Here is a 20,390-nt window from a genome sequence, read left to right as displayed (position 1 = left end):
GGTCGGACATGGCGTTCACGCTCGATCAGGATCCCCCGCGCGCGTCAGGGACCACGGCACCGTCCGCGACCACGGCTCTGACCGACGCGCCGGCCAAGCCGCCGCGGATCAGCAGCGATATCCGTCCCATCGCCCTCATCGGCTATGCGGTGATCCTGCTGACCTTCGGGCTGGGCGGCCTCTGGGCGGTGATGGCGGAGATCGACAGCGCGGTCATGGCGACGGGAGTAGTCTCGGTCGAGAGCCGGCGGCAGGTCGTTCAGCATCTGGAAGGCGGGATCATCGCCGACATCGCGGTGAAGGATGGTGACAGCGTCGAAGCCGGTGATCTGCTGTTCCGCCTCGATCCGACGACCTCGCGGTCGGCCTATGTCGTCCAGCGCACGCAGCTCGATACGCTGCTGGCGATCGAGGCGCGCCTGCAGGCGGAACAGACGCATGCGGAGACAGTGACCTTCCCCGCCGAACTCGAGGAGCGCGCGGACGATCCCGCGGTCAGGGCGGTCCTCAATGACCAGCTCACGCAGTTCCGCGATCGCAAGGCCTCTCTCGACAGCAAAATCGCGATCCTCAACAGCCGAGCGGAGCAGGTGAACCGGGAGATACAGGGGCTGAACCGGGAGCGGCAGGCGCTCGACAAGCAGCTTTTCTACATTGACGACGAACTGGATGGCATCAGCGCGCTGAGCAGCAAGGGGCTGGTCTCGAAACCGCGCCTCGCTGAGCTCCAACGCGAACGCTCGCGCCTCGACGGGCTTGTCGGCCGGAACACGGCCGAGATCGCCAAGGCGTTCAATTCCGTCGGCGAGGTCAAGCTGCAGATACAGGATCTGCAGCAGCGCCAGCGCGAGGAAGTCACGGCCCAGCTGGTGGAGACCCGCCGGCAGATTTCCGATACCCGTGAGAAACTGGCGGTCTCGGAAAACGTCCTCAATCGCATCGACCTTCGCGCACCACGAGCGGGAATTGTCCAGAACATCAACCCGAGCGTGCGCACGCGCGGTGCGGTGGTGAAGCCGGGCGAGACGCTGTTGGAGATCGTGCCGCAGCAGGAGGATCTGATCGTCGATGCGCGGGTTCCCACTACCGATATTGACCGGCTGCATGACGGGGTGACCGGCGTCGAGATCCGCTTTCCCGCCTTTCATTCGCGCACCACGCCGCTCATTCTCGGCCAGCTGCAGAGCGTGTCGCCGGACCGGCTGATCGACGAGGCCACCCAGCAGCCCTATTTCCAGGCCGTGGTGTCGATCGCGCAGACCGATGTTCCCGACGATCTGAAGGCCCGCCTGCGCCCGGGCATGCCGGCGGAAGTCATCTTCAGTACCGGCGAGCGCAGCGTGCTGAGCTATCTCACGCGCCCCCTGACGGATGCCTTCTCCCACGCCATGCGGGACCGCTGATGCCTATGCGTACCGGATCGACGCGAGAAGGCTGAAGAGCCCTCGTGCCTCATCGCCGCGCATGGCCAATACGGCCCTCACGCGCACGCCGGAAGTCTCGTTAGTTGACGTCTTCCGATAGGAGATCCCGGATCTGGTCGCGCGACGCCTGTATTTCGTCGGCCAGATCGCTGTTTTTCAACAGCTCGATCACGGCTTCCGCGTATTGGAACCAGTCCTCGACGCATACGCAGTGCCTGGCGAGGTCGGGATGAAGACCCTCCCGGCCGGATGGCCACAGCACGATCGGCCGGAGATGGTTGAGCGCTTCCAAGGTCTTGATCTTGACGTCGGTGCCCGCCACGGCGGGGTTGATGACCACCCGGCTCCGAAGGTAGAGGGGGGTCACATCAGCGACGCACCCCAGCGCCGTCACACCCGGCTCGTGGCCCGAAAGCTCCTGCCCGACCGCCCCCGCGACACAGAGTTCCGCCTCCGGCACGGCCTCGCGGATGATGGGCCAGGCGAACCTGATGAAGTCGCGCAGCCCCTTGCCGTTCATCGCGTCGGCGGACGCGACCATAAGCAGGGTGGGAGCCTCAACCGGCGGCATGTCCACGGGAACGACGCCACGGCCGACCGTCACAAGCGTGATGGGATGTGCCGCGGGTGCAGAAGAGAGCGCTTCGGACACACCCGCCACCGCTTCGTCGCCCGCATCCTCCGCCGGCACCGGGGCGCGCGTGGCGCGGCGCTGCTTGAGCCGGTCTCGAACATTCATTTCCGTGTCGATGAGGGTTCGGAACACCCGAAAGACATTTGATCGGCGCAACCGCCGCAGATCGCGGCTCAACTGCTCGGCTTTCTGCTCGCTCGCCTGAAGTTGCCTGCGAAGACCGGGGACCTGCCGGCGAAGCGCCGACAGTTCCTCGGCCTCAGATCGCGACCGCGCGAGGCTCTCATGAAGCTCGGAGCGAAGTCTCCGCAGCTGATCCTGGAGGGCCTCTACCTGACGCGGCGCGGTATCGAGTTCGTTCAGTGTCGATCGGTGGTGCGGCGCCGATACAACGCTGCCGCCCATTGCCGCCGCGCGCCGGGCGCGAAGCACGTCGTCGACAGAGTGCGCTTTATGAAGCATCGCATAGGCGAGATCATCGAGCGTCTCCACGGGATGAATCTCCCAGCAGGAACTGCTCAGATCTTCCAGCTTTTCTTCCTGTTCCGGCATCAGACCGACGAGGCCGATCTCCCGCGCATCACCGAAGATATTCTGGGGTGAAGCGAAGAAATTCGCGGGATTGAAGGGGTCCACGATAAGCACGTAAACGCGATAGCCAAGCTGCCAGAAAATCTGCGTCGCCTTGACCGCCCCGTCGAGTGAACTCGCCGGGCAATAGATGACGGGCCGAAGAGCACGGATGGTCGTCGCGCCACCGCGCAGGACAGCCTGCTCCACGCCCTCCCCGTGGCATTTGATCAGATCGCAGGCCGCCAATCCCAAGGCATCAATCGTCTCGACATCGCCCAGACCGGCGCCCGCCCATTCGGCATTCGTGTCACTGATGCCTGGCCCACCGGCATTGGTTGCCGAGCCGATGGCTCTCGGCTCAAGCGTCGACTGGCCGGCGATCTCCCCCAGTACCGCCCGATGCAGAATGGCCTGGTCGCAGCCATTGGCCGTGACATTCGCAACGAGCAGCTCGAACGCGGCCGGCTGCGGCTCGAAGCAGTGGACCGTTCCGGTCGGCCCGACCCTGTGACTGAAGGCCAGGGCATGTGTGCCGATGAAGCTACCAATATCGAGGACAGTACCTCCCTCAGATATGAAGTTTGCCAGGAATCGGATCTCGTTCTCAGCCCATTCCCCATAGCGCCGCAGCGCGGTGCCAATTACCCGGTCGGAAGAGAAGAATGTGATCGGGCCGTAAACACCGTTTACAGTCTCAGTCGTACGATTTGTTTCGTTCGTAGCGGACATCAACTTTCCAGTGGCCAAATTTTCCTATCAATTCCTATAGAGGATGTCGTTGCGGAACATCCAGCGTCGCCCATCGAATTCGGCGATTGCCTGGTCAAGCGCGCTCAGCATAGCGCGCGCGCAATCAATCCAACGGGGCTCCATATTGCCGGCTGTCACTCCTGTCTCCGGGGGCACCGCCTCGGGAGCGTTTATGATCTCACCCAGCAGCTTCACAAGATCACTCTCGCGCTGGAACATCCGAATAGAATCTGGGCGCGCGCTGATGGAGCGAATCTCGTCCCAAAGCGGCTGTTTGCGCACGATCACACATTTTCCATAGGCCAGCGCCTCCGCCACCGGCAGGCCGAAACCTTCGTAATGAGAAGGGAAAACCACCGCCTCCGTATATTTGTAGAGATTGGCGATCGTCTCCTCCGGTAGGCTTCCGCTGGAATAGCTGATGACGTTCGGAAGTTCCTTGCGGGGGTCGCCGACACTGACAAATGTCAGGTAGGGAAACGCATCGGATAGCATCTCAAGAGTGTGCGGAATGTCTTTGTGCTCGTAGTCGCTCCCCATCACCAGCACGTATTTGCCGGGAACCAGGCGATCCTCGTCCACGCTGCGAGCGATCTCGTTGGGGCTCATGCTGTGATGGGTGACAATCTTGGGGATGCGTGTGTCCGGCTGGAAGCGGAAACTGTATCGGTCGCGGCTATAGGCGCTGTTGAAGAACAAAATATCGGTGCACTGGCCGAAGAGTGACCACGTCTGCCGTAGGCCTGGCTTCGACGTGAACATGATGTCCCACATGATCGTATCCAGCATGTTTGCGCTGATCACAGCAGCGCAGTCATGCATGGCGCGGATGCTATCCATATCCCATGGCTGGTTCATCAATACCATGGCCATGAAGTAACCCTTGGGCTCATCATGCTGTATGTCGAGGGCTGGGAAGCGCTCAGCAAGGCGATGCGATAGCGCGGCGTCCTTGGCGGCTACCACCGAGATGCTGGCGCCGTGCTGCGCAAGCTCCTGAAAGCCCGACAGGAAGCCCAGCGTGCAGACGGCCGTGCCATTCATCATCGACTGCATGCCGCGGGCGTCGATCAGGATCTTTGGCCGGCCCTGCGCCGTGAAGGCGCGGGACAGCACGCGCTCCAGCTTCAGCTCGGGCTGTTCGAGATGGATGTCGCGGAGCAGGTCGGCATCTTCATGCGCCAGCGCCGGAAGCACGCGGTCGGATGGCAGGCCTTTGCCTGTCCATGGCACCAGGATCCGGTTGGCGAGCAGATTGCGATAGCCGCGCCGTCTTAGCCCCGACAGCACCTCGGCATAGGCGTGCAGCGCCTCGCCGTTTGTGGGGCGCGGCGCGGCGACCACCGCTTGGGCGCTGAGAACCATCAACGGCGAAAGACATTCGCGGGTGATGTAGTATTCCGGCAGATAGCGGGCCGCCGCGACAGGCATCTGGACTGGTTGATCCACCATGCATCCCAGAACGCGATCGCCCGTGGAGGAGACGAAACGCGGCTGAGCGCTCGCGATCATCGGATCCCGGCGAAGCTCGTCCAGCAGGCGGCGGATGGTCTGGCCACTCCAGCTCCAGCCGCCCTGCACGATGGCGAGGGGACGCAGAGACTGGCCCGCTCCACTCAGTGCGGCGGCAAGCGCTCTCGCCAGACATCCCTGCACCGAAAAGCCCGGAAAGGTGCACCGCAGATCGGCCACCGCCGCTACCGGACAAGCAATCGTGACCCTTTGCCCCTGGGCCGAAAGGCACTCGTCCTCGATAAGGCGATGGATAAGCGGGGCAATCTCACCGGCCGCCATCGCCGTCGCGTCAAGCAGCACATCCCAGATCATCGAGTGACCCACGTCGACCGCCACGCAATCAGCCTCGCCGCACTCTGTGCTTTAAACGGACGATAACTGACGCAGTGGAAGGTGGGCGGAGCTTAAAGTCAATATTTTTCAATATTGGTGAATCAAAAAATTATACTGATAAATCTATGCCGTACAAAACATGCGGGGAGGATGACCTTATTGAGATGCCCGCACCAGAGGGCATTCCTCCGATTCAGATGTGGGCGGCGTTGCGGTCGCGCAACCGGCTCTTCATCGCCGCCACCACCTCGCTCTATGCCGTCCACGTCAATGCGCGCGGCGCCCAGACGCCTTGAGCCGCGCTTTCAGGCTTTCGGGCGCTGAGACCTGGCGGCTCTAAAGCCGCAATGTCAGCGCCCGGGAGTACTTCGTCCTGGTATGGATCAGGCGACGCGTCACCCGTGATCTTGGCCGTGGTCATGATCGTGCCCATGATCGTCCTGCGGCAGCGTGAGGCCGAAGACGCGGGTGAGGTCGGCGACTTGCTCGGGGGAGAGGTAGCGCGGGTTGAGGCCGCGCAGCAGCAGATAGAGCTTGGCGGTTTCCTCGAGTTCCTCGGTCGCGAAGACCGCCGCCTCCAACGTCTCGCCGGCGACGACCGGGCCGTGATTGGCCAGCAGCACGGAGGAATAGCGGCCCGCGAGGCCGCGAATGGCGTCGGCCACCGCCGGGTCGCCCGGTCGGTAATAGGGCACGAGCGCGGTCTGGCCGGCCCGCATCAGATAATAGGGCGTCATCGGCGGCAGCACCGCCTTCGGGTCGATCTCCGGCAGCATGGAGAGGGCCACCGAGTGGCTGGAATGCAGGTGGACGATGGCGCGCGCGCTCGTGCGCGTCTCATAGAGGGCCGCGTGCAGCGGGATTTCCTTCGTCGGCGCATCGCCTGAGACCAAATGCCCCTGCGCATCGAGCCGGGTAATGCGCGCCGGATCGAGGAAGCCGAGCGAGGCGTTGGTCGGCGTCACCAGCCAGCCGCCATCATCGAGCCGCAGGCTGATATTGCCGGAGGAGCCGGGCGTGAGCCCGCGCTCGAACAGCGAGCGCCCGAAGCGGCAAATATCATCGCGGAGCTTGGTGTCAGTCATGATCGGGCCTTGGGGCAGGGGAGAGGTATGTGGCGGTCACGCGGTCGCGCCTTCAATGAGCTCGAAGCCCAGATCGACCGTCTGGGGAGGCGCGCCCGTGGCGATGAGATGCGCGCCGGTCTCGCCGATCTTCAGGCGGGGCGTGCGGATGGTCGACAGCGGTAGCGGGGTGGAGCGGGCGATGTCGAGGCCGTTATAGCCGAACAGCGCCAGTTGCTCGGGAATGGCGATGCCTTTCGACTGGCACAGAAAATAACCGCCGAGCGCCATGTCATCATTGGAGAAGTATACTGCGTCCAGCCGCGTGCCCCGCTCCAGCAGGCGCATCAGCCCGGCCTGACCGGCCTCCACCGAGGACGGCGCGGGCGCGATGTCCTGATCGGCCAAAGAGATGCCCTGCTCGGCGAGGGCCGCGGAGAAACCGGCGAATCGCTTGGCCGCGCGGCGATCACGCTCCAGATCGTGGCCGACATAGCCGATGTTGCGGTAGCCGCGCGACAGAAGGAACTCGGCGCTGGCGCGGCCGGCCTGCACGTTGGAAAAGCCGACGACGATGTCGATGCCGTCGCCGTCGATATCCAGCAGTTCGGCGATACGCACGCCGCTGTTGCGCAGCATCGCCGTGGTCGCCGGGCTGTGCTCAAGGCCGGCAAGGATAAGCCCGGCGGGGCGCCAGGACAGCAGCGAACGGACGATGTGTTCCTCGCGCTCCTGCTGATACTCGCTGAGGCCGATGACCGACTGGAAGCCCGCCGCATCGAGCGCCCGGTTGGCCCCGCTCAGCACGTCGGAAAATACGATATTGGCGAAGGATGGCACGACGATGCCGATCAGCCGCGAGCCGGTCGAGGCCAGCGTGCCGGCGATGCGATTGGGAGTATAGCCCAGCCGCTCGGCGGCTTCCGCTACCCGCTTGCGGGTCTTCTCCGAGAACGAACCCTGGCTGCGCAGCACGCGGGACGCGGTGCTCTCGCCGACCCGGGCTTCGCGCGCCACGTCGCTGAGAGTCACGGCAGCAGAAGGCCTTGCGGTCACGCGCGCATCGTCATCGGTCATCGTCCGTCCCCGTTCCCGCACGGGCCATGGCCCCACGAGCGGACATCGTCGTAGCACGATCCCGGCCGGAGCTTCGAGCCGCGGCGAGGCGCCATGTGTCCATGACAATTCCACGAAAAATCCTGTTGGCAGCGCTGCCAATTATTGATACTGCAAAATGGAAGCGCTGCCAAATTGTCATCGCATGGAAGAAGTCCGCGTCAAGCGGTCCGGTTTTGGCTCTTACGGGCGGCATGTGATCGCCCGTGGCTCCTGGGGAGTGAACCATGAACGCCACTACGCAAGCGCTCGCCAGCGCGGGCCTGCAGTCGCGCGATCTCGAAAAGCGCGCCTATGGCAAGGTCTTCTGGCGGATCGTTCCGTTCCTGATGCTCTGCTACGTCATTGCCTATCTCGACCGGGTCAATGTCGGCTTTGCCAAGCTGCAGATGTCGCAGGATCTCGGTTTCAGCGAGACCGTGTTCGGCTTCGGGGCCGGCGTCTTCTTTATTGGCTATTTCCTGTTCGAGGTGCCCAGCAACATTCTGCTGCACAAGATCGGCGCCCGGGTGTGGATCGCTCGCATCATGGTGTCGTGGGGCATCCTCTCGGCCTGCTTCATGTTCGTCTCCAGCGCGCCGATGTTCTATGTGCTGCGTTTCCTCCTGGGCGTGGCCGAGGCCGGCTTCTACCCGGGCATCATCCTCTATTTGACCTATTGGTACCCCTCGCACCGCCGCGCCAAGATCATTGCCGTGTTCATGTCGGCGATCCCGATCTCCGGCATTTTTGGCAACCCGCTCTCCGGCTGGATCATGGACGCTTTCCATGACAATGGCGGCATGGCCGGCTGGCAGTGGATGTTCCTGATCGAGGCGATCCCGGCCGTGCTGCTCGGCATCGCGGTCTATTTCTGGCTCGACAACAGCATCCGCGGCGCCAACTGGCTCTCCGAGGAGGAGAAGCAGCTGCTTGAGAAGGAAGTCGCCGAGGACGCCCGTACCAAGGCGACGCCGCCGTCTGTCGGCGCCGTGTTCACCGATGGGCGCGTCTGGCTGATGTGCCTGATCTATTTCTCCTTCGTCACCGGGCAGTATGCGCTGACCTTCTGGTTGCCGACGCTGGTCAAGGCGACGGGCGTGGTGGGCAATTTCAACATCGGCCTCATCAGCGCCATTCCCTTCCTGTGCGCGGTGGTGACCATGATCCTGGTCGGTCGCAGCGCCGATCATCACCGCGAGCGGCGCTGGCACCTCATCATTCCGGCCACGCTGGGGGCGATCGGCTTCATCGTCGCGGCGACGTCGAGCAGCACGGTGATCGCGATCGCCAGCCTCTCGGTGGCGGCAGCCGGCGTGATTACCTGCGCGCCGCTGTTCTGGTCGCTGCCGACGGCGTTCCTCTCGGGCACCGCTGCGGCGGCGGGCATCGCCTTCATCAATTCGGTCGGCAATCTGGCGGGGTTCGTGAGCCCCTATCTGATCGGCTTCCTGAAGGACTTCACCGGCTCGACGCAGGTCGGCATGTATGTGCTGGCCGGTTTCCTGGTCATTGGCGTCATCGCCGTGCTGAGCACGCCCGCCAAGCTCGTCAACCGCTGATCGAGCGGGGCCCGCCCGACCCGGCGGGCCCCTTTCTCTTCTTGTGATTCCATTCCCTGCACTTGCCGAGGATCTCCATCGTGACCGACGGATTCGCTCCTTCCGCGCCGGCTGAAGCGGCCGGTTCCGCCCCCGCCGCCGTGCCGCTCCGCGTCGCGGTGATCGGTCTCGGCTCCATGGGCTTCGGCATGGCCGCCTCGCTCCGGCGGGCCGGCTTCAATGTGACGGGCTGCGATGTCAGCGCGGCCTCCGTGGAGCGCTTCGTCGCGGAGGGCGGACGGGGTGCCCGCACACCGGCCGAAGCGGCTAGCGGGGCGGATGTCGTGGTGTCGGTGGTGGTGAACGCCGCCCAGACCGAGGCCATTCTGTTCGGTGCCGGGGGCGTCGCCGAGACGCTTCCCGCCGGGAGCGTGTTCGTGTCCTCCGCCACCATGGATCCGGAGATTGCCCGCGCGCTCGCCGCCCGGCTTGAGGCGACCGGCCGCCTCTATCTCGACGCGCCGATCAGCGGCGGTGCCCAGCGCGCGGCCAGTGGCGAGCTCACCATCCTTGCCTCCGGCACGCCCGCCGCCTTCACCCGCGCGCGCGCCGCGCTCGATGCCATGGCCGCCAAGCTCTATGAGCTGGGTGATGCCGCCGGCCAGGGCGCGGCGTTCAAGATGATCAACCAGCTGCTCGCCGGCGTGCACATCGCCGCCGCCTGCGAGGCCATCGCCTTCGCCGCCCGGCAGGGGCTGGACATCGCCAAGGTGTATGAGGTCATCACCCAGTCCGCCGGCAATTCCTGGATGTTCGAGAACCGCATCCCCCACGTGCTTGACGGTGATTACACCCCGCGCAGCGCGGTCGACATCTTCGTCAAGGATCTCGGCATTATCCAGGACATGGCGCGCGGCGCGAAGTTCCCGGTGCCGGTGTCCGCCGCCGCGCTGCAGATGTTCCTGATGACGTCGGCCGCCGGCATGGGCCGCGACGACGACGCCTCCGTGGCCCGTCTCTATGCGCAGGTCACCGGCACCGCGCTGCCGGGCGACACGCCGCGCTGACCGAAGCAAGGTTCCTCCGATGCCCCGTTTCGCCGCCAACCTCTCGATGATGTTCACCGAATGGGCCTTCCTCGACCGCTTCGACGCGGCGGCCGAGGCGGGTTTCACCGCGGTGGAGTATCTCTTTCCCTATGAGCACGCCCCGGAGGCGATTGCCGAGCGGCTCGCCCGCAACGGTCTGACGCAGGCGCTGTTCAACCTGCCGCCGGGCGACTGGGCGGCGGGCGAGCGCGGCATCGCCGCACTGCCCGAGCGTTTTGCCGAGCTGGAGGCGAGCGTCGAGACCGCGCTGGTCTATGCGCAGGCGACGCAGGTGAAGCGGCTGCACCTCATGGCGGGCCTTGCCGACCGCCAAGCCCCCGAGGCCCGCGCCGCCTATCGCCGTGCGGTGGTCCATGCCGCCGGCCGGCTCGCCGAGCACGGGATCGACCTGCTGCTCGAGCCGATCAACGGCCGCAACATGCCGGGCTACTTCCTGAATGATTTCAATGCCGCTGCCGAGCTGATCGCGGAGCTGGCGCTGCCGAACCTGAAGCTTCAGTTCGACCTCTATCACCGCCAGATCATGCATGGCGACGTGACGGTGGCGCTGGAGCGGCTGATGCCGATCACCGGCCATGTGCAGATCGCCAGTGTGCCGCAGCGCCATGAGCCGGGCTCGGGCGAAATGAACGACGCTTTTCTGTTCGAGCAGCTCGACCGGCTCGGCTATGAGGGCTTCATCGGCTGCGAATACAACCCCCGCGCCGGCACCGTCGCCGGCCTCGGCTGGTTCGCCCCTTACGCACGGAGCAGCAAATGACCCTCGCCCTCGGCTGCATCGCGGACGACTACACCGGCGCGTCGGACCTCGCCAACACCCTCACCTTGGCGGGCCTTCGCACCGTGCAGACCATCGGCGTGCCGGCGGATGATCTCGTCTTGCCGGAGGTCGACGCCATCGTTGTGGCGCTGAAGAGCCGGTCGATCGAGGCGTCGACGGCGGTCGCGGCTTCGCGCGCGGCGGATCGCTGGCTGCGCGCGCGCGGCGCCGGCCATGTGCTGTTCAAGATCTGCTCGACCTTCGATTCCACCGATGCCGGCAATATCGGCCCGGTGATGGACGCGCTGCGCGCCGATGCGGGCGACCCTATCGTCCTCGTCACGCCTGCCTTCCCTCAGAACCGGCGCACCGTCTATCAGGGCAATCTGTTCGTCGGCTCCGTGCCGCTGAACGAGAGCCCGCTTAAGGACCACCCGCTCAACCCGATGCGGGACGCCAATCTGGTGCGCGTTCTCGCCCGCCAGAGCGGCTCGACGGTCGGGCTGGTCGATCTCGCCACGGTGCTGAACGGCCCGGATGCCATCGCGGCCCGGCTGGCGGAACTGGCCGCCGGCGGCGCGGGTTCGGCCATCGTCGATGTCGTGGAGGACCGCAATCTCGAAGCCATTGGCCGCGCGGCGCTCGGCCAGAAGGTCTCGGTCGGGGCCTCCGGTTTCGGGCTGGGCCTCGCGCAGGCACTGGTCGCGTCTGGCCGGGTTGCTGGAGGTGCGGCGGCCGGCGCGGCTCTGGGCGAGCCGATCGGCGGCCCCGCCGCCTGCCTCGCCGGCAGCTGCTCGCAGGCGACGCTGGAGCAGATCGCCCGGGCCGAGAGCTGGATGCCCGTGCTGCGCCTCGATCCCGAAGCGCTCATTACGGAGTCCGATCCGATCTCGCCCGCGCTCGCCTGGGCGCTGGAGCGCCTGACGTCCGGCCCGGTGCTGATCGCCACCAGCGCCAAGCCGGACAGCGTGGCGGCGCTGCAGGCCCGGCATGGCCGCGACAAGGCGGGCCATGCCATCGAGCAGGCACTCTCGGCCATCGCGGCGGGGTTTGCTGCCAAGGGTGTGCGCCGGCTGGTCATTGCCGGGGGCGAGACCTCCGGCGCCGTCGTCGACCGGCTCGCCATCCCCGCCTTCCTTATCGGCCCGGAGATCGCGCCGGGCGTTCCCGTGCTGCGCACCGCCGGCACCGGCAAGCCGGACATGCTGCTGGCGCTGAAGTCCGGCAATTTCGGTGGGCCGGACTTCTTCGCGGACGCGCTGAAGCTGATGCCCTGAAGCTGACGCCTTGTCGCCTGAGCCCGGCGGGCGCCGTACAGCCCGCCGGTATCGGGGAGCTGGAACAGGGTGCGCATGACCTCACGGCTGAGTGAACGGGCCTGCCGGAGGGCGGGCCCGCGCTTGCCAGTCCCGCCACGCACCGAGTATCCCAGCGCAGCACGAGGCCAGAGGCTGCGTGCCGGAGAGGCGTTCTCCGGTGGCCGCCGCGCATGGAAAAGTCCGACATGATCGACAGGAACGGTGAGAATGCCGGCGCGCGGGACGCGCCGGGGCGCGACCGGATGGAAATGCTCAGCCGCCGCTCCTTCCTCGCCGGCTCGGCCATCGGCCTCGGTGCGCTGGGGCTCGCCGGCTGCGCCAAACAGGAGGGCATGACACTCGCCGAGGCGGCCAAGGTCTATGGCCCCGTGCCGGAGGAGAAGTTCCCGATCCCGGCGGTCGATGTCACCAAGGTCAATCCGAAATATTTCCGCCGCACCGTCCGCTATGAGACGGAGGAGGCCCCCGGCACGATCATCGTCGATCCCGGCAATTACTATGTCTACCGGATCGAGGAGGAGGGCATGGCGACCCGCTACGGCGCCAATGTCGGCCGCGCCGGCTTCCTGTGGAGCGGCGACGCCTATGTCGGACGCAAGAGCGAATGGGCGACTTGGACACCGCCCAAGGAGATGATTCAGCGCCAGCCGGAAGCAGCGAAATATGCCGGCGGCATGCCGGGTGGCCTCGACAACCCGCTCGGCGCGCGCACGCTGCATCTCTACCAGAACGGCGTCTACACGCTCTACACGATCTACGCGACCAGCGACCCGGAATCGATCGGCTCCGGCGTCACCAGCGGCTGCGTCGGCCTGCTCAGCCAGGACATGATCGAGCTCTATAACGAGACGCCGGTGAAGACCAAGGTCGTCGTCCTGCCGGCCTAAGGCCCGCTGCTTGCCGGATGGCGGGCGGCGACATAGTCGATCGCATGGGCGGTGAAGCGCTCGAGAATGCGGCCGCGATGCGCCCCCGCGCGCGCCGCGAGGACGACCCCCAGCGGGCGCACCGGGTTGTCGATGTCCAGTGTCGTCACGCGGCTCCCGTCATAGGTGACGGAGGAGGGCGGGCGCATCACCAGCAGGGTGAAGCCGAAGCCCGCTGCGACCGCGCTGCGCGCCGCTTCCAGCGAGGTCGCGACATAGGCGATGCGGGGACTGATGCCGATCTCGCGCAGAAGATCCTCGAAATAGCCGCGGCTTCCCGGCCCGTCGAGCATCACATAAGGCTCCTCCGCGAGTTCGGTGATGTCGAGGGAGGCGCGGTGCGCGAGCCGGTGATCGGCGGGCAGCACCACATAGGGGCGGAGCGCGGCGAGTTCGGTGAAGGAAAGCCCCGTCGGATCCCCGCCGCGATCATAGGTGAGGGCGAGATCGATCGACCCATCCCGCAGCGCCTCGGCAAGGTCGGCGAGCGGCATCTCGCGCGGACGCACCATCACGGCCGGCGCCAGCGCGGCGAAGCCCCGGATGAGGCCGGCGGCGTAGAAGGGCGCGAGCGTCGAGAATACTCCGAGCCGTATCTCACCGGCTGCCTCCGCCGCCAGCGCGGCGGCCTCGCGTTCCACCTGCTGCGCCTGCTGCTCCAGCCGCGTCACGTGATCCAGAAAGATGCGGCCATGGAGCGTCAGCGTCAGCCCGCGCGCGTGATGCCGCTCGAACAGCACGAGGCCGGTCACGTCCTCCAGCTTGTCCAGCGCCTGCGCGACGGAGGGCTGGGAGATGTTCAGCGCCCGCGCGGCCTGCGCGATGCCGCCCTGTTTGGCGATGGCCCGGAAATAGGCGCATTGGCGCAGCGTGTAGCGAACCATATTCTTTAAGCCTCAAACGCAGGACGAATGAGTTTTTACCGTTTTTAGAGCGGGTGCAATCTGGCGGACGTTTCGCTCCCGGCAAGACAAGGACGCCCCCCATGTTGCTGACAAAGCCCGTCGCCGAACTGCTCGAAGCCGCCGGCCGGCCCTTCACCGATGCCCGCGCCATGCCGCCGAGCGTCTACACCAGCACCGATTTTCTCGCCCGTGAGATGGAGTCGATCTTCGCCAGGGAGTGGATCTGCGTCGGGCGTTCCAGCCGGCTCGCCGGGGTCGGCGACTATCTCACTTATGAGCTCGCCGGCCAGCCGGTGGTCGTGCTGCGCGACAAGGAGGGGCTGCGCGCTTTCTCCAATGTCTGCCTGCACCGCATGTCCACCCTGCTCGAAGGGAGCGGCAACCGGCGGGCGATCGTCTGCCCCTACCACGCCTGGACCTATGGCCTTGACGGCCGGCTGCGCGGGGCGCCGTTCATGGGCGAGACGACGGGCTTCTGCAAGGAGGACTACGCGCTGCCGGCGATCCGCTGCGAGGAATGGCTCGGCTGGATCTACATCACCCTCGACAAGGACCGCCCGAGCGTCGCCTCGGCGCTGGGCGGGCTGGAGGCGATGATCGCGCCCTACCAGATGGAGAACTATGTCGAGTGCTTCCGCGAGACCCATGTGTGGGACACCAACTGGAAGGTGCTCGCGGAGAACTTCATGGAGAGCTACCACCTGCCGGTCTGCCACGCCGACACGGTGGGCGGCCACTCCAAACTCGAGGAGATGGAGTGCCCGCCCGGCCTCGCGGCGTTCAACTATCACTGGATCACCAAGGAAGCCTCGCTCGCCATCGGCAATGCCCATCCCGACAACACGCGCCTGGAGGGGCGCTGGCGCAAGACGACCGCGCTGCTCGCGCTCTATCCCAGCCATCTGATCACGCTGACGCCGGGCTATTTCTGGTATCTCTCGCTGCACCCGCGCGGGCCCGGTCAGGTCGAGATCCTGTTCGGCGGCGGCCTGTCGCCCGAATTCATGGCCGACCCACGCGCCGACGCCTATGTGGCGACGCTCAAGTCACTGCTCGACGCGGTGAATCTCGAGGATCGCGGCTGCACGGAAAAGGTCTTCCGGGGCCTCAGCGCGGACGCCGCGCGGGCGGGCCATCTCTCCTATCTGGAGCGGCCGATCTACGATTTCATGCACTATATCGCCGAGCGCGTCGGCGGCTTCGACCGCTCCTTCGCGCTGGCGGCGGAGTAGCGGGCGCCAGCCGATCGTCCCCACCCTGACGGCTCGCATGCCGCACCCTGATCCTGTCCGTGCTCTCTGGCCTGCATCCGACGCAACGAATGGCGCATGGGGCGGTTAGTGGGGCGAGGCGGGAGCCCGTTCCCGTCCGCTCAGGAGCGCAGCTGGATGGCACGGACCCCCAAGGGATCGGCAGGCAAAACCGCCACGATTCACGATCAGACCCTGCGGCGCGGCAATGGCGGCGAATTGCACCAGATCGCCGAGGGCGACACACCCGTTCTCACCACGGCCCAGGGTGGCCCGGTCGCCGACGATCAGAACACGTTCAAGGCGGGGGCCCGTGGTCCGGCGCTGATCGAGGACTTCCACTTTCGCGAGAAGATCTTCCATTTCGACCATGAGCGCATTCCCGAGCGCGTCGTTCACGCGCGGGGCTATGGGGCGCACGGATTTTTCGAGACCTATGAATCCCTCGCCCAGTACACGCGGGCGGACCTGTTCCAGCGCGCGGGTGAGCGCACGCCGGCCTTTGTGCGCTTCTCGACCGTCGCCGGATCGAAAGGGTCTTTCGATCTCGCCCGCGACGTGCGCGGCTTCGCGGTGAAGATCTATACCCAGGAGGGCAGTTGGGATCTCGTCGGCAACAATATCCCGGTCTTCTTCATCCAGGACGCCATCAAGTTTCCCGACCTCATCCATTCGGTGAAACCGGAGCCCGACCGCGCCTTTCCTCAGGCCCAGTCCGCGCATGACAATTTCTGGGACTTCATCTCGCTGACCCCGGAAGCCATGCACATGATCATGTGGGTCATGTCCGACCGCGCGATCCCGCGCTCCCTGCGTTTCATGGAAGGTTTCGGCGTCCATACATTCCGCCTGCTGAACGCGAAGGACGAGTCGACCTTCGTGAAGTTCATCTGGAAGCCGAAGCTCGGCCTTCAGTCCGTCGTGTGGAATGAGGCGGTCAAGATCAACGGGGCCGATCCCGACTTCCACCGCCGCGATCTGTGGGACGCCATTCAGTCCGGCAATTTCCCGGAATGGGAATTGTGCGTGCAGCTCTTCGACCAGGACTTCGCCGACAGCTTCGACTTCGATGTTCTCGACCCGACCAAGCTGATCCCGGAGGAGATCCTCAAGCCGATCCCGGTGGGCCGGCTGGTGCTCGACCGTATGCCCGACAATTTCTTCGCGGAAACCGAGCAGGTCGCGTTCATGACCCAGAACGTGCCGCCGGGCATCGACTTCTCCAATGACCCGCTGCTGCAGGGGCGCAATTTCTCTTATCTGGACACGCAGCTGAAGCGGCTCGGCAGCCCAAACTTCACCCATATTCCGATCAACGCCCCGAAATGCCCCTTTGCCCACTTCCAGCAGGATGGGCATATGGCGATGCGCAATCCGGTCGGGCGGACCAACTACCAGCCCAATTCGCGCGGCGAGGGCCCGCGACAGGACCCGGTCCGGGGCTTCCGTTCGTTCCGCGAGGAGATCGACGCGCCCAAGGTGCGCCTGCGTGCCGAGAGCTTCGCCGACCATTACAGCCAGGCGCGCCAGTTCTTTAACAGCCAGACCGGGCCCGAGCAGAAGCACATCGCCATGGCGCTGACCTTCGAGCTCAGCAAGGTGGAAGATGTGGTCATCCGCGAGCGGATGGTGGCGCATCTGCTCAACATCGACGAGGCGCTCGGGGCGACCGTCGCCGACAAGCTCGGCATGGAGACGCTCCCGGCCCCGGCCGATGCGGCGATCACCCCGCGCGATGATCTTCCCGCCTCGCCGGCGCTTAGCATCATCGAAAACGGACCGGCGAGCTTCGCCGGCCGCAAGGTCGGGGTGCTCGTCAGCAATGGCTGCGACGGCAAGCTGCTGAAGGCGCTCATGGCGGCGATCGAGACGGAGGGCGCGACGATAGAGATCGTGGCGCCGAAGGTCGGCGGCGTTGAGACCGCCGACGGCACCAAGGTCGCCGCCAAGCACATGATCGACGGCGGCCCATCCGTACTGTTCGATGCGGTGGCCCTGCTGCTCTCGGAGGAGGGAGCGGAGCGGCTGGCCGGCGAAGCCGCCGCGCGCGACTTCGTGGCCGACGCCTTTGCCCATTGCAAGTTCATCGCCTTCTCGGCGGGTGCCGCACCTCTGCTGGCCAAGGCGGGGGTAGCGCCCGATGCCGATGAGGGCATGATCGCGCTGAAGAACGCCGCGTCGGTGGATGGCTTCATTGCAAGCTGCCGCAAGTTGCGCCTGTGGGCGCGCGAAAGCGCCGTCAAACTCTGACGCTTTCGACCCGGAGAAGGGTGCCGTTGCTCCCTTCTCCGCCTTCCCCGATCGCAAAATTTTCCGGCAGAAAACGGCCTGCCCGCCGAACAGGCAGTGCCTGCCTCAATGTTGGCTGGCAGGCATCCAACAATGGGTGCGCCCGCAGACAAGTCTTCCCGGGCACGCTGCGCGACACTTTGCTCCTCAGTTTCGACCGCCGCGCCATTCGCACGCGGAAGCAGAGGAGAAGGTTCAGTGGCACTCAATCTCGACACGCATTCCAGTGCTCGTGGTGGCTCGCTTGCCGCCCGGCTGCGCGGGGCGCTCCTTGGCGTCATGGGCCTCGCGCTCGCCACCGGTGGCATCGCCGCCAGCCTGCCGCAGAAGGCGCAGGCCGCGACCCCGGCCGCCTGCGCCGCGCTGCAGGCGAAGTATCCCGAGCTCAAGGGCAAGACGCTGGTCAACGCCATCAACCCGCACACGCCGGGCTATGAGACCATCGACCCGAAGGATCCGACCAAATATATCGGTTTCGACATCGACCTCGGCGAAGCGATCGGCGACTGCCTCGGCTTCAAGCTCACCTACAAGGCGGTGACCTTCGCCGCTCTGCTCACCACCCTTCAGGCCGGCCAGGCCGATATCGTCATCTCCGACATCTACGCCACCAAGGACCGCGCCAAGGCGGCGGACTTCATCACCTATCTCAAGGTGTTTGACGGCGTGCTGGTCGCCAAGGGCAACCCGAAGAAGATCGACGGCATCAACCTCTCGCTCTGCGGCGCGGTCGCGGCCGAGAACACCGGCTATGTTGAGGTGCCGCTGATCCAGGCGCTGGAGGCCGAGTGCAAGAAGGCCGGCAAGCCGGCGCCGGAAATCCTGCTCTTCGATAACAACGCCAACTGCATCCAGGCGATCCTCGCCGGGCGCGCCGACACCTACATCAACGACGTCAACACGGTCGATGGTGCGGTGAAGGCCTATCCGGACAAGCTGGAGAAGGCGACGGCGGTGACGCTGCCCTACTCGGTCGGCATTGCCGTGCCGCGCAACAATGTTCCCTTCCGTGACGCGGTGATGGCCGCGCTCACCGAAATCCAGAAGACCGGCCTTCAGGCCGAGCTGATGAAGAAGTGGAACCTGCCGGCCGAGCAGCTTGAGAGCCCGACCCTCGTCCTCGCGGACTGACACGCTCCCCCTATGAGGCCACGGGCGGACGCCCCGCCCGTGGCCCTGTCGGCATCACGCCCTGTGCCATAGCCCGGAAAGGCCGATGGATCTCTTCCTGCACTATCTGAGCATGCCGTATCTGATCGACGGCGTCGGCTACACGCTGCTGATCACCGTGCTGGGGCTCCTCGGCGGGCTCGCCATGGGCGTCGTTCTCGCGGCGATGCAGCTCAGCCGCTTCCGCACGCTCGCCATCATCGCGCGCGGCTACTCCATCATCTTCCGCGGCACGCCGCTGATCCTGCAGATGGTGTTCTGCTACAACGCCTTGCCGATGATCGGCATCAAGCTCACGGCGATTTCGGCGGCGGGGCTGGCGCTGGCGCTCAACGAGGCGCCTTTCATCGCCGAAATCCTGCGCTCCAATGTCATCGGCGTCGATCGCGGGCAGGTGAGCGCCGGCCAGGCGCTCGGCATGACGCCGGCCGCCATCATGCGCCGGGTGATCGCGCCGCAGGCGATCCGCTCCATGGTACCGGCGCTCGGCAATGAGGCGGTGAGCGCGCTGAAGAATTCGTCGCTCGCCTCGGTCGTTGCGGTGCAGGAACTGACCCTGCGCTCGACGCAGCTCGCCTCCGCCACCTTCGATTTCTTCTCCATCTTCTTCGCCTCGGGGCTGATGTATCTCATCCTCACCGGCGCCCTGGCGGTGATCCAGATCGTCGTCGAGATGCTGCTCGACCTCGACCGCCCGCCACCGCGCGAGCAGTTGCGTCGCTTCCTGCGGGCGCTCATGCCGGGCCGCGCGGAGGCTCCGGCCGCCATCGCCGGGGCGACGCCGCCGGACGTTGCCGCCGAGATACTCGCCGATGTGGCGGCCGATCCGCTGCCGCCGGTCTCGCCGCGGGCGGCCGTGGTGCCGGTCGATCGGGAGGCGCGCGCCCGCCGGATCGCCGGCAACAATATCGCCGTCGAGGTCGCCGGGCTGCGCAAGCGCTATGGCAACCAGACGGTGCTGGACGGCATCGACCTCACCGTGCGCGCCGGCGAGGTAGTGGCGCTGCTCGGCCCCAGCGGCTCGGGCAAGTCCACCCTGCTGCGCTGCATCAACCGGCTGGAGGGCTGGGAGGATGGGACCATTCGCGTCGGCGGCCGCCTGCTCGGCAGCGATGAGGCCGGGCGGGCCCTCTCACCGCGCGGCGTCGCGCAGATGCGCGCCAGCGTCGGTGTCGGCATGGTGTTCCAGCAATTCAACCTCTTCGGTCACCTCACTGCACGCGAAAACATCGCCGGCCCGCTGCGCTGGGTCCAGGGCCTGAGCCGCTTTGACGCCGATCGCCGCGCGCAGGAATTGCTCACACGCGTCGGTCTCGCCCACCGCGCCGAAGCTCTCCCCCGCCATCTCTCCGGCGGTCAGCAGCAGCGGGTCGCCATCGCCCGCGCCGTGGCGCCAGGACCGAGCGTATTGCTGCTCGACGAGCCGACGTCGGCGCTGGATCCCGAACTGGTGGGCGAGGTGCTGGAGGTGATCCGCCGCCTCGCGGTTGAGGATGGTCTCGCCATGATCATCTCCACCCATCAGCTCCAGTTCGCCGGCGATGTGGCGGACCGCATTCTCTTCCTGGCGGGTGGCACCATCGTCGAAGAAGGTCCAGCCCAGCAGGTGCTGCGCGAACCGCGCCACCCGCTCACCGCCCGTTTCCTGAACACCATGGCCGCCGACTGACCGCCGGTCCGATCCGTGTCCGGGCGCCTCAGTCCGGGCGCCGACCTTTGCTCCATGAGGCCCG

General features: G+C 66.0%; 16 protein-coding genes. 11 read left to right on the top strand and 5 right to left on the bottom strand.

What is annotated here, in order from left to right; genetic code table 11:
- Positions 1-8 precede the first annotated feature (8 nt).
- On the top strand, positions 9-1,403 hold the full coding sequence (locus AncyloWKF20_RS10545; protein WP_279317793.1) for an HlyD family type I secretion periplasmic adaptor subunit: 1,395 nt from the start codon (positions 9-11) through the stop codon (positions 1,401-1,403).
- Between the two features lie 100 nt (positions 1,404-1,503).
- Here the strand turns inward: AncyloWKF20_RS10545 and AncyloWKF20_RS10540 are convergent, their stop codons facing one another.
- A complete protein-coding gene (locus AncyloWKF20_RS10540) occupies positions 1,504-3,360 on the bottom strand; it encodes an FkbM family methyltransferase (RefSeq protein ID WP_279317792.1) in 1,857 nt (618 codons plus the stop codon).
- A gap of 27 nt (positions 3,361-3,387) precedes the next feature.
- Positions 3,388-5,232 carry a glycosyltransferase gene (locus tag AncyloWKF20_RS10535; protein ID WP_279317791.1) on the bottom strand — a complete coding sequence of 615 codons (1,845 nt, stop codon included), beginning with the start codon at positions 5,230-5,232 and terminating at the stop codon, positions 3,388-3,390.
- Between the two features lie 161 nt (positions 5,233-5,393).
- Between AncyloWKF20_RS10535 and AncyloWKF20_RS10530 the strand changes: the two genes are divergently transcribed.
- Positions 5,394-5,525, top strand: a complete 132-nt coding sequence (locus tag AncyloWKF20_RS10530) for a hypothetical protein (protein ID WP_279317790.1) — start codon at positions 5,394-5,396, stop codon at positions 5,523-5,525.
- Positions 5,526-5,624: 99 nt separating this feature from the next.
- On the opposite strand, the gene AncyloWKF20_RS10525 is transcribed toward AncyloWKF20_RS10530, so the two are convergent.
- Together AncyloWKF20_RS10525 and AncyloWKF20_RS10520 are read right to left on the bottom strand one after the other, a co-directional pair.
- On the bottom strand, positions 5,625-6,314 hold the full coding sequence (locus AncyloWKF20_RS10525; RefSeq protein ID WP_279317789.1) for an aldolase: 690 nt from the start codon (positions 6,312-6,314) through the stop codon (positions 5,625-5,627).
- A gap of 36 nt (positions 6,315-6,350) precedes the next feature.
- On the bottom strand, positions 6,351-7,370 hold the full coding sequence (locus tag AncyloWKF20_RS10520; RefSeq protein WP_279317788.1) for a LacI family DNA-binding transcriptional regulator: 1,020 nt from the start codon (positions 7,368-7,370) through the stop codon (positions 6,351-6,353).
- Positions 7,371-7,636: 266 nt separating this feature from the next.
- Between AncyloWKF20_RS10520 and AncyloWKF20_RS10515 the strand changes: the two genes are divergently transcribed.
- The 5 genes from AncyloWKF20_RS10515 to AncyloWKF20_RS10495 all read left to right on the top strand — a co-directional run bounded on the left by AncyloWKF20_RS10515 (position 7,637) and on the right by AncyloWKF20_RS10495 (position 13,004).
- Positions 7,637-8,950, top strand: a complete 1,314-nt coding sequence (locus AncyloWKF20_RS10515; RefSeq protein WP_279317787.1) for an MFS transporter — start codon at positions 7,637-7,639, stop codon at positions 8,948-8,950.
- A 140-nt stretch (positions 8,951-9,090) separates the two neighbouring features.
- Entirely contained in the window at positions 9,091-9,996 is a 906-nt protein-coding gene (gene ltnD, locus AncyloWKF20_RS10510; protein WP_279317938.1) for an L-threonate dehydrogenase, read from the top strand.
- A 19-nt stretch (positions 9,997-10,015) separates the two neighbouring features.
- Positions 10,016-10,798 carry a 2-oxo-tetronate isomerase gene (gene otnI / locus AncyloWKF20_RS10505; RefSeq protein WP_279317786.1) on the top strand — a complete coding sequence of 261 codons (783 nt, stop codon included), beginning with the start codon at positions 10,016-10,018 and terminating at the stop codon, positions 10,796-10,798.
- The gene (gene otnK, locus AncyloWKF20_RS10500; protein WP_279317785.1) at positions 10,795-12,075 is read left to right on the top strand and encodes a 3-oxo-tetronate kinase; all 1,281 of its coding nucleotides are present in this window, start codon (positions 10,795-10,797) and stop codon (positions 12,073-12,075) included. Before otnI ends, otnK begins: the two co-directional genes overlap by 4 nt.
- A gap of 284 nt (positions 12,076-12,359) precedes the next feature.
- Complete coding sequence (locus AncyloWKF20_RS10495; RefSeq protein ID WP_279317937.1) at positions 12,360-13,004, top strand: L,D-transpeptidase; 645 nt, start codon at positions 12,360-12,362, stop codon at positions 13,002-13,004.
- Here the strand turns inward: AncyloWKF20_RS10495 and AncyloWKF20_RS10490 are convergent.
- Entirely contained in the window at positions 13,001-13,927 is a 927-nt protein-coding gene (locus AncyloWKF20_RS10490; protein ID WP_279317784.1) for a LysR family transcriptional regulator, read from the bottom strand. The genes AncyloWKF20_RS10495 and AncyloWKF20_RS10490 overlap by 4 nt on opposite strands.
- A 101-nt stretch (positions 13,928-14,028) precedes the next feature.
- On the opposite strand from AncyloWKF20_RS10490, the gene AncyloWKF20_RS10485 reads away from it, so the two are divergent.
- The 4 genes from AncyloWKF20_RS10485 to AncyloWKF20_RS10470 all read left to right on the top strand — a co-directional run bounded on the left by AncyloWKF20_RS10485 (position 14,029) and on the right by AncyloWKF20_RS10470 (position 20,326).
- Positions 14,029-15,180, top strand: coding sequence for an SRPBCC family protein (locus tag AncyloWKF20_RS10485; RefSeq protein ID WP_279317783.1), 1,152 nt, complete (start codon positions 14,029-14,031; stop codon positions 15,178-15,180).
- 156 nt (positions 15,181-15,336) lie between these two features.
- Positions 15,337-17,448: a catalase gene (locus AncyloWKF20_RS10480; RefSeq protein ID WP_279317782.1), complete on the top strand. Its 2,112-nt coding sequence runs from the start codon at positions 15,337-15,339 to the stop codon at positions 17,446-17,448.
- A gap of 318 nt (positions 17,449-17,766) precedes the next feature.
- A complete protein-coding gene (locus AncyloWKF20_RS10475; protein WP_279317936.1) occupies positions 17,767-18,618 on the top strand; it encodes an ABC transporter substrate-binding protein in 852 nt (283 codons plus the stop codon).
- A gap of 85 nt (positions 18,619-18,703) precedes the next feature.
- Positions 18,704-20,326, top strand: a complete 1,623-nt coding sequence (locus AncyloWKF20_RS10470) for an amino acid ABC transporter permease/ATP-binding protein (protein WP_279317781.1) — start codon at positions 18,704-18,706, stop codon at positions 20,324-20,326.
- The last annotated feature ends 64 nt before the right edge of the window (positions 20,327-20,390 follow it).

It is taken from the genome of Ancylobacter sp. WKF20 (genome assembly GCF_029760895.1).
Classification (GTDB): domain Bacteria; phylum Pseudomonadota; class Alphaproteobacteria; order Rhizobiales; family Xanthobacteraceae; genus Ancylobacter.
The sequence above is the reverse complement of the archived record's forward strand: the minus strand, read 5'-3'. Positions and strand labels throughout refer to the sequence as shown.

Bases quoted from the DNA above. Each gene is read 5' to 3' on its own strand.
- AncyloWKF20_RS10545 (WP_279317793.1), top strand. From the start codon at position 9: ATGGCGTTCACGCTCGATCAGGATCCCCCGCGCGCGTCAGGGACCACG.
- AncyloWKF20_RS10540 (WP_279317792.1), bottom strand. From the start codon at position 3,360: ATGTCCGCTACGAACGAAACAAATCGTACGACTGAGACTGTAAACGGT.
- AncyloWKF20_RS10530 (WP_279317790.1), top strand. From the start codon at position 5,394: ATGCCCGCACCAGAGGGCATTCCTCCGATTCAGATGTGGGCGGCGTTG.
- AncyloWKF20_RS10525 (WP_279317789.1), bottom strand. From the start codon at position 6,314: ATGACTGACACCAAGCTCCGCGATGATATTTGCCGCTTCGGGCGCTCG.
- AncyloWKF20_RS10520 (WP_279317788.1), bottom strand. From the start codon at position 7,370: ATGACCGATGACGATGCGCGCGTGACCGCAAGGCCTTCTGCTGCCGTG.
- AncyloWKF20_RS10515 (WP_279317787.1), top strand. From the start codon at position 7,637: ATGAACGCCACTACGCAAGCGCTCGCCAGCGCGGGCCTGCAGTCGCGC.
- otnI (WP_279317786.1), top strand. From the start codon at position 10,016: ATGCCCCGTTTCGCCGCCAACCTCTCGATGATGTTCACCGAATGGGCC.
- otnK (WP_279317785.1), top strand. From the start codon at position 10,795: ATGACCCTCGCCCTCGGCTGCATCGCGGACGACTACACCGGCGCGTCG.
- AncyloWKF20_RS10495 (WP_279317937.1), top strand. From the start codon at position 12,360: ATGGAAATGCTCAGCCGCCGCTCCTTCCTCGCCGGCTCGGCCATCGGC.
- AncyloWKF20_RS10490 (WP_279317784.1), bottom strand. From the start codon at position 13,927: ATGGTTCGCTACACGCTGCGCCAATGCGCCTATTTCCGGGCCATCGCC.
- AncyloWKF20_RS10485 (WP_279317783.1), top strand. From the start codon at position 14,029: ATGTTGCTGACAAAGCCCGTCGCCGAACTGCTCGAAGCCGCCGGCCGG.
- AncyloWKF20_RS10480 (WP_279317782.1), top strand. From the start codon at position 15,337: ATGGCACGGACCCCCAAGGGATCGGCAGGCAAAACCGCCACGATTCAC.
- AncyloWKF20_RS10475 (WP_279317936.1), top strand. From the start codon at position 17,767: ATGGGCCTCGCGCTCGCCACCGGTGGCATCGCCGCCAGCCTGCCGCAG.
- AncyloWKF20_RS10470 (WP_279317781.1), top strand. From the start codon at position 18,704: ATGGATCTCTTCCTGCACTATCTGAGCATGCCGTATCTGATCGACGGC.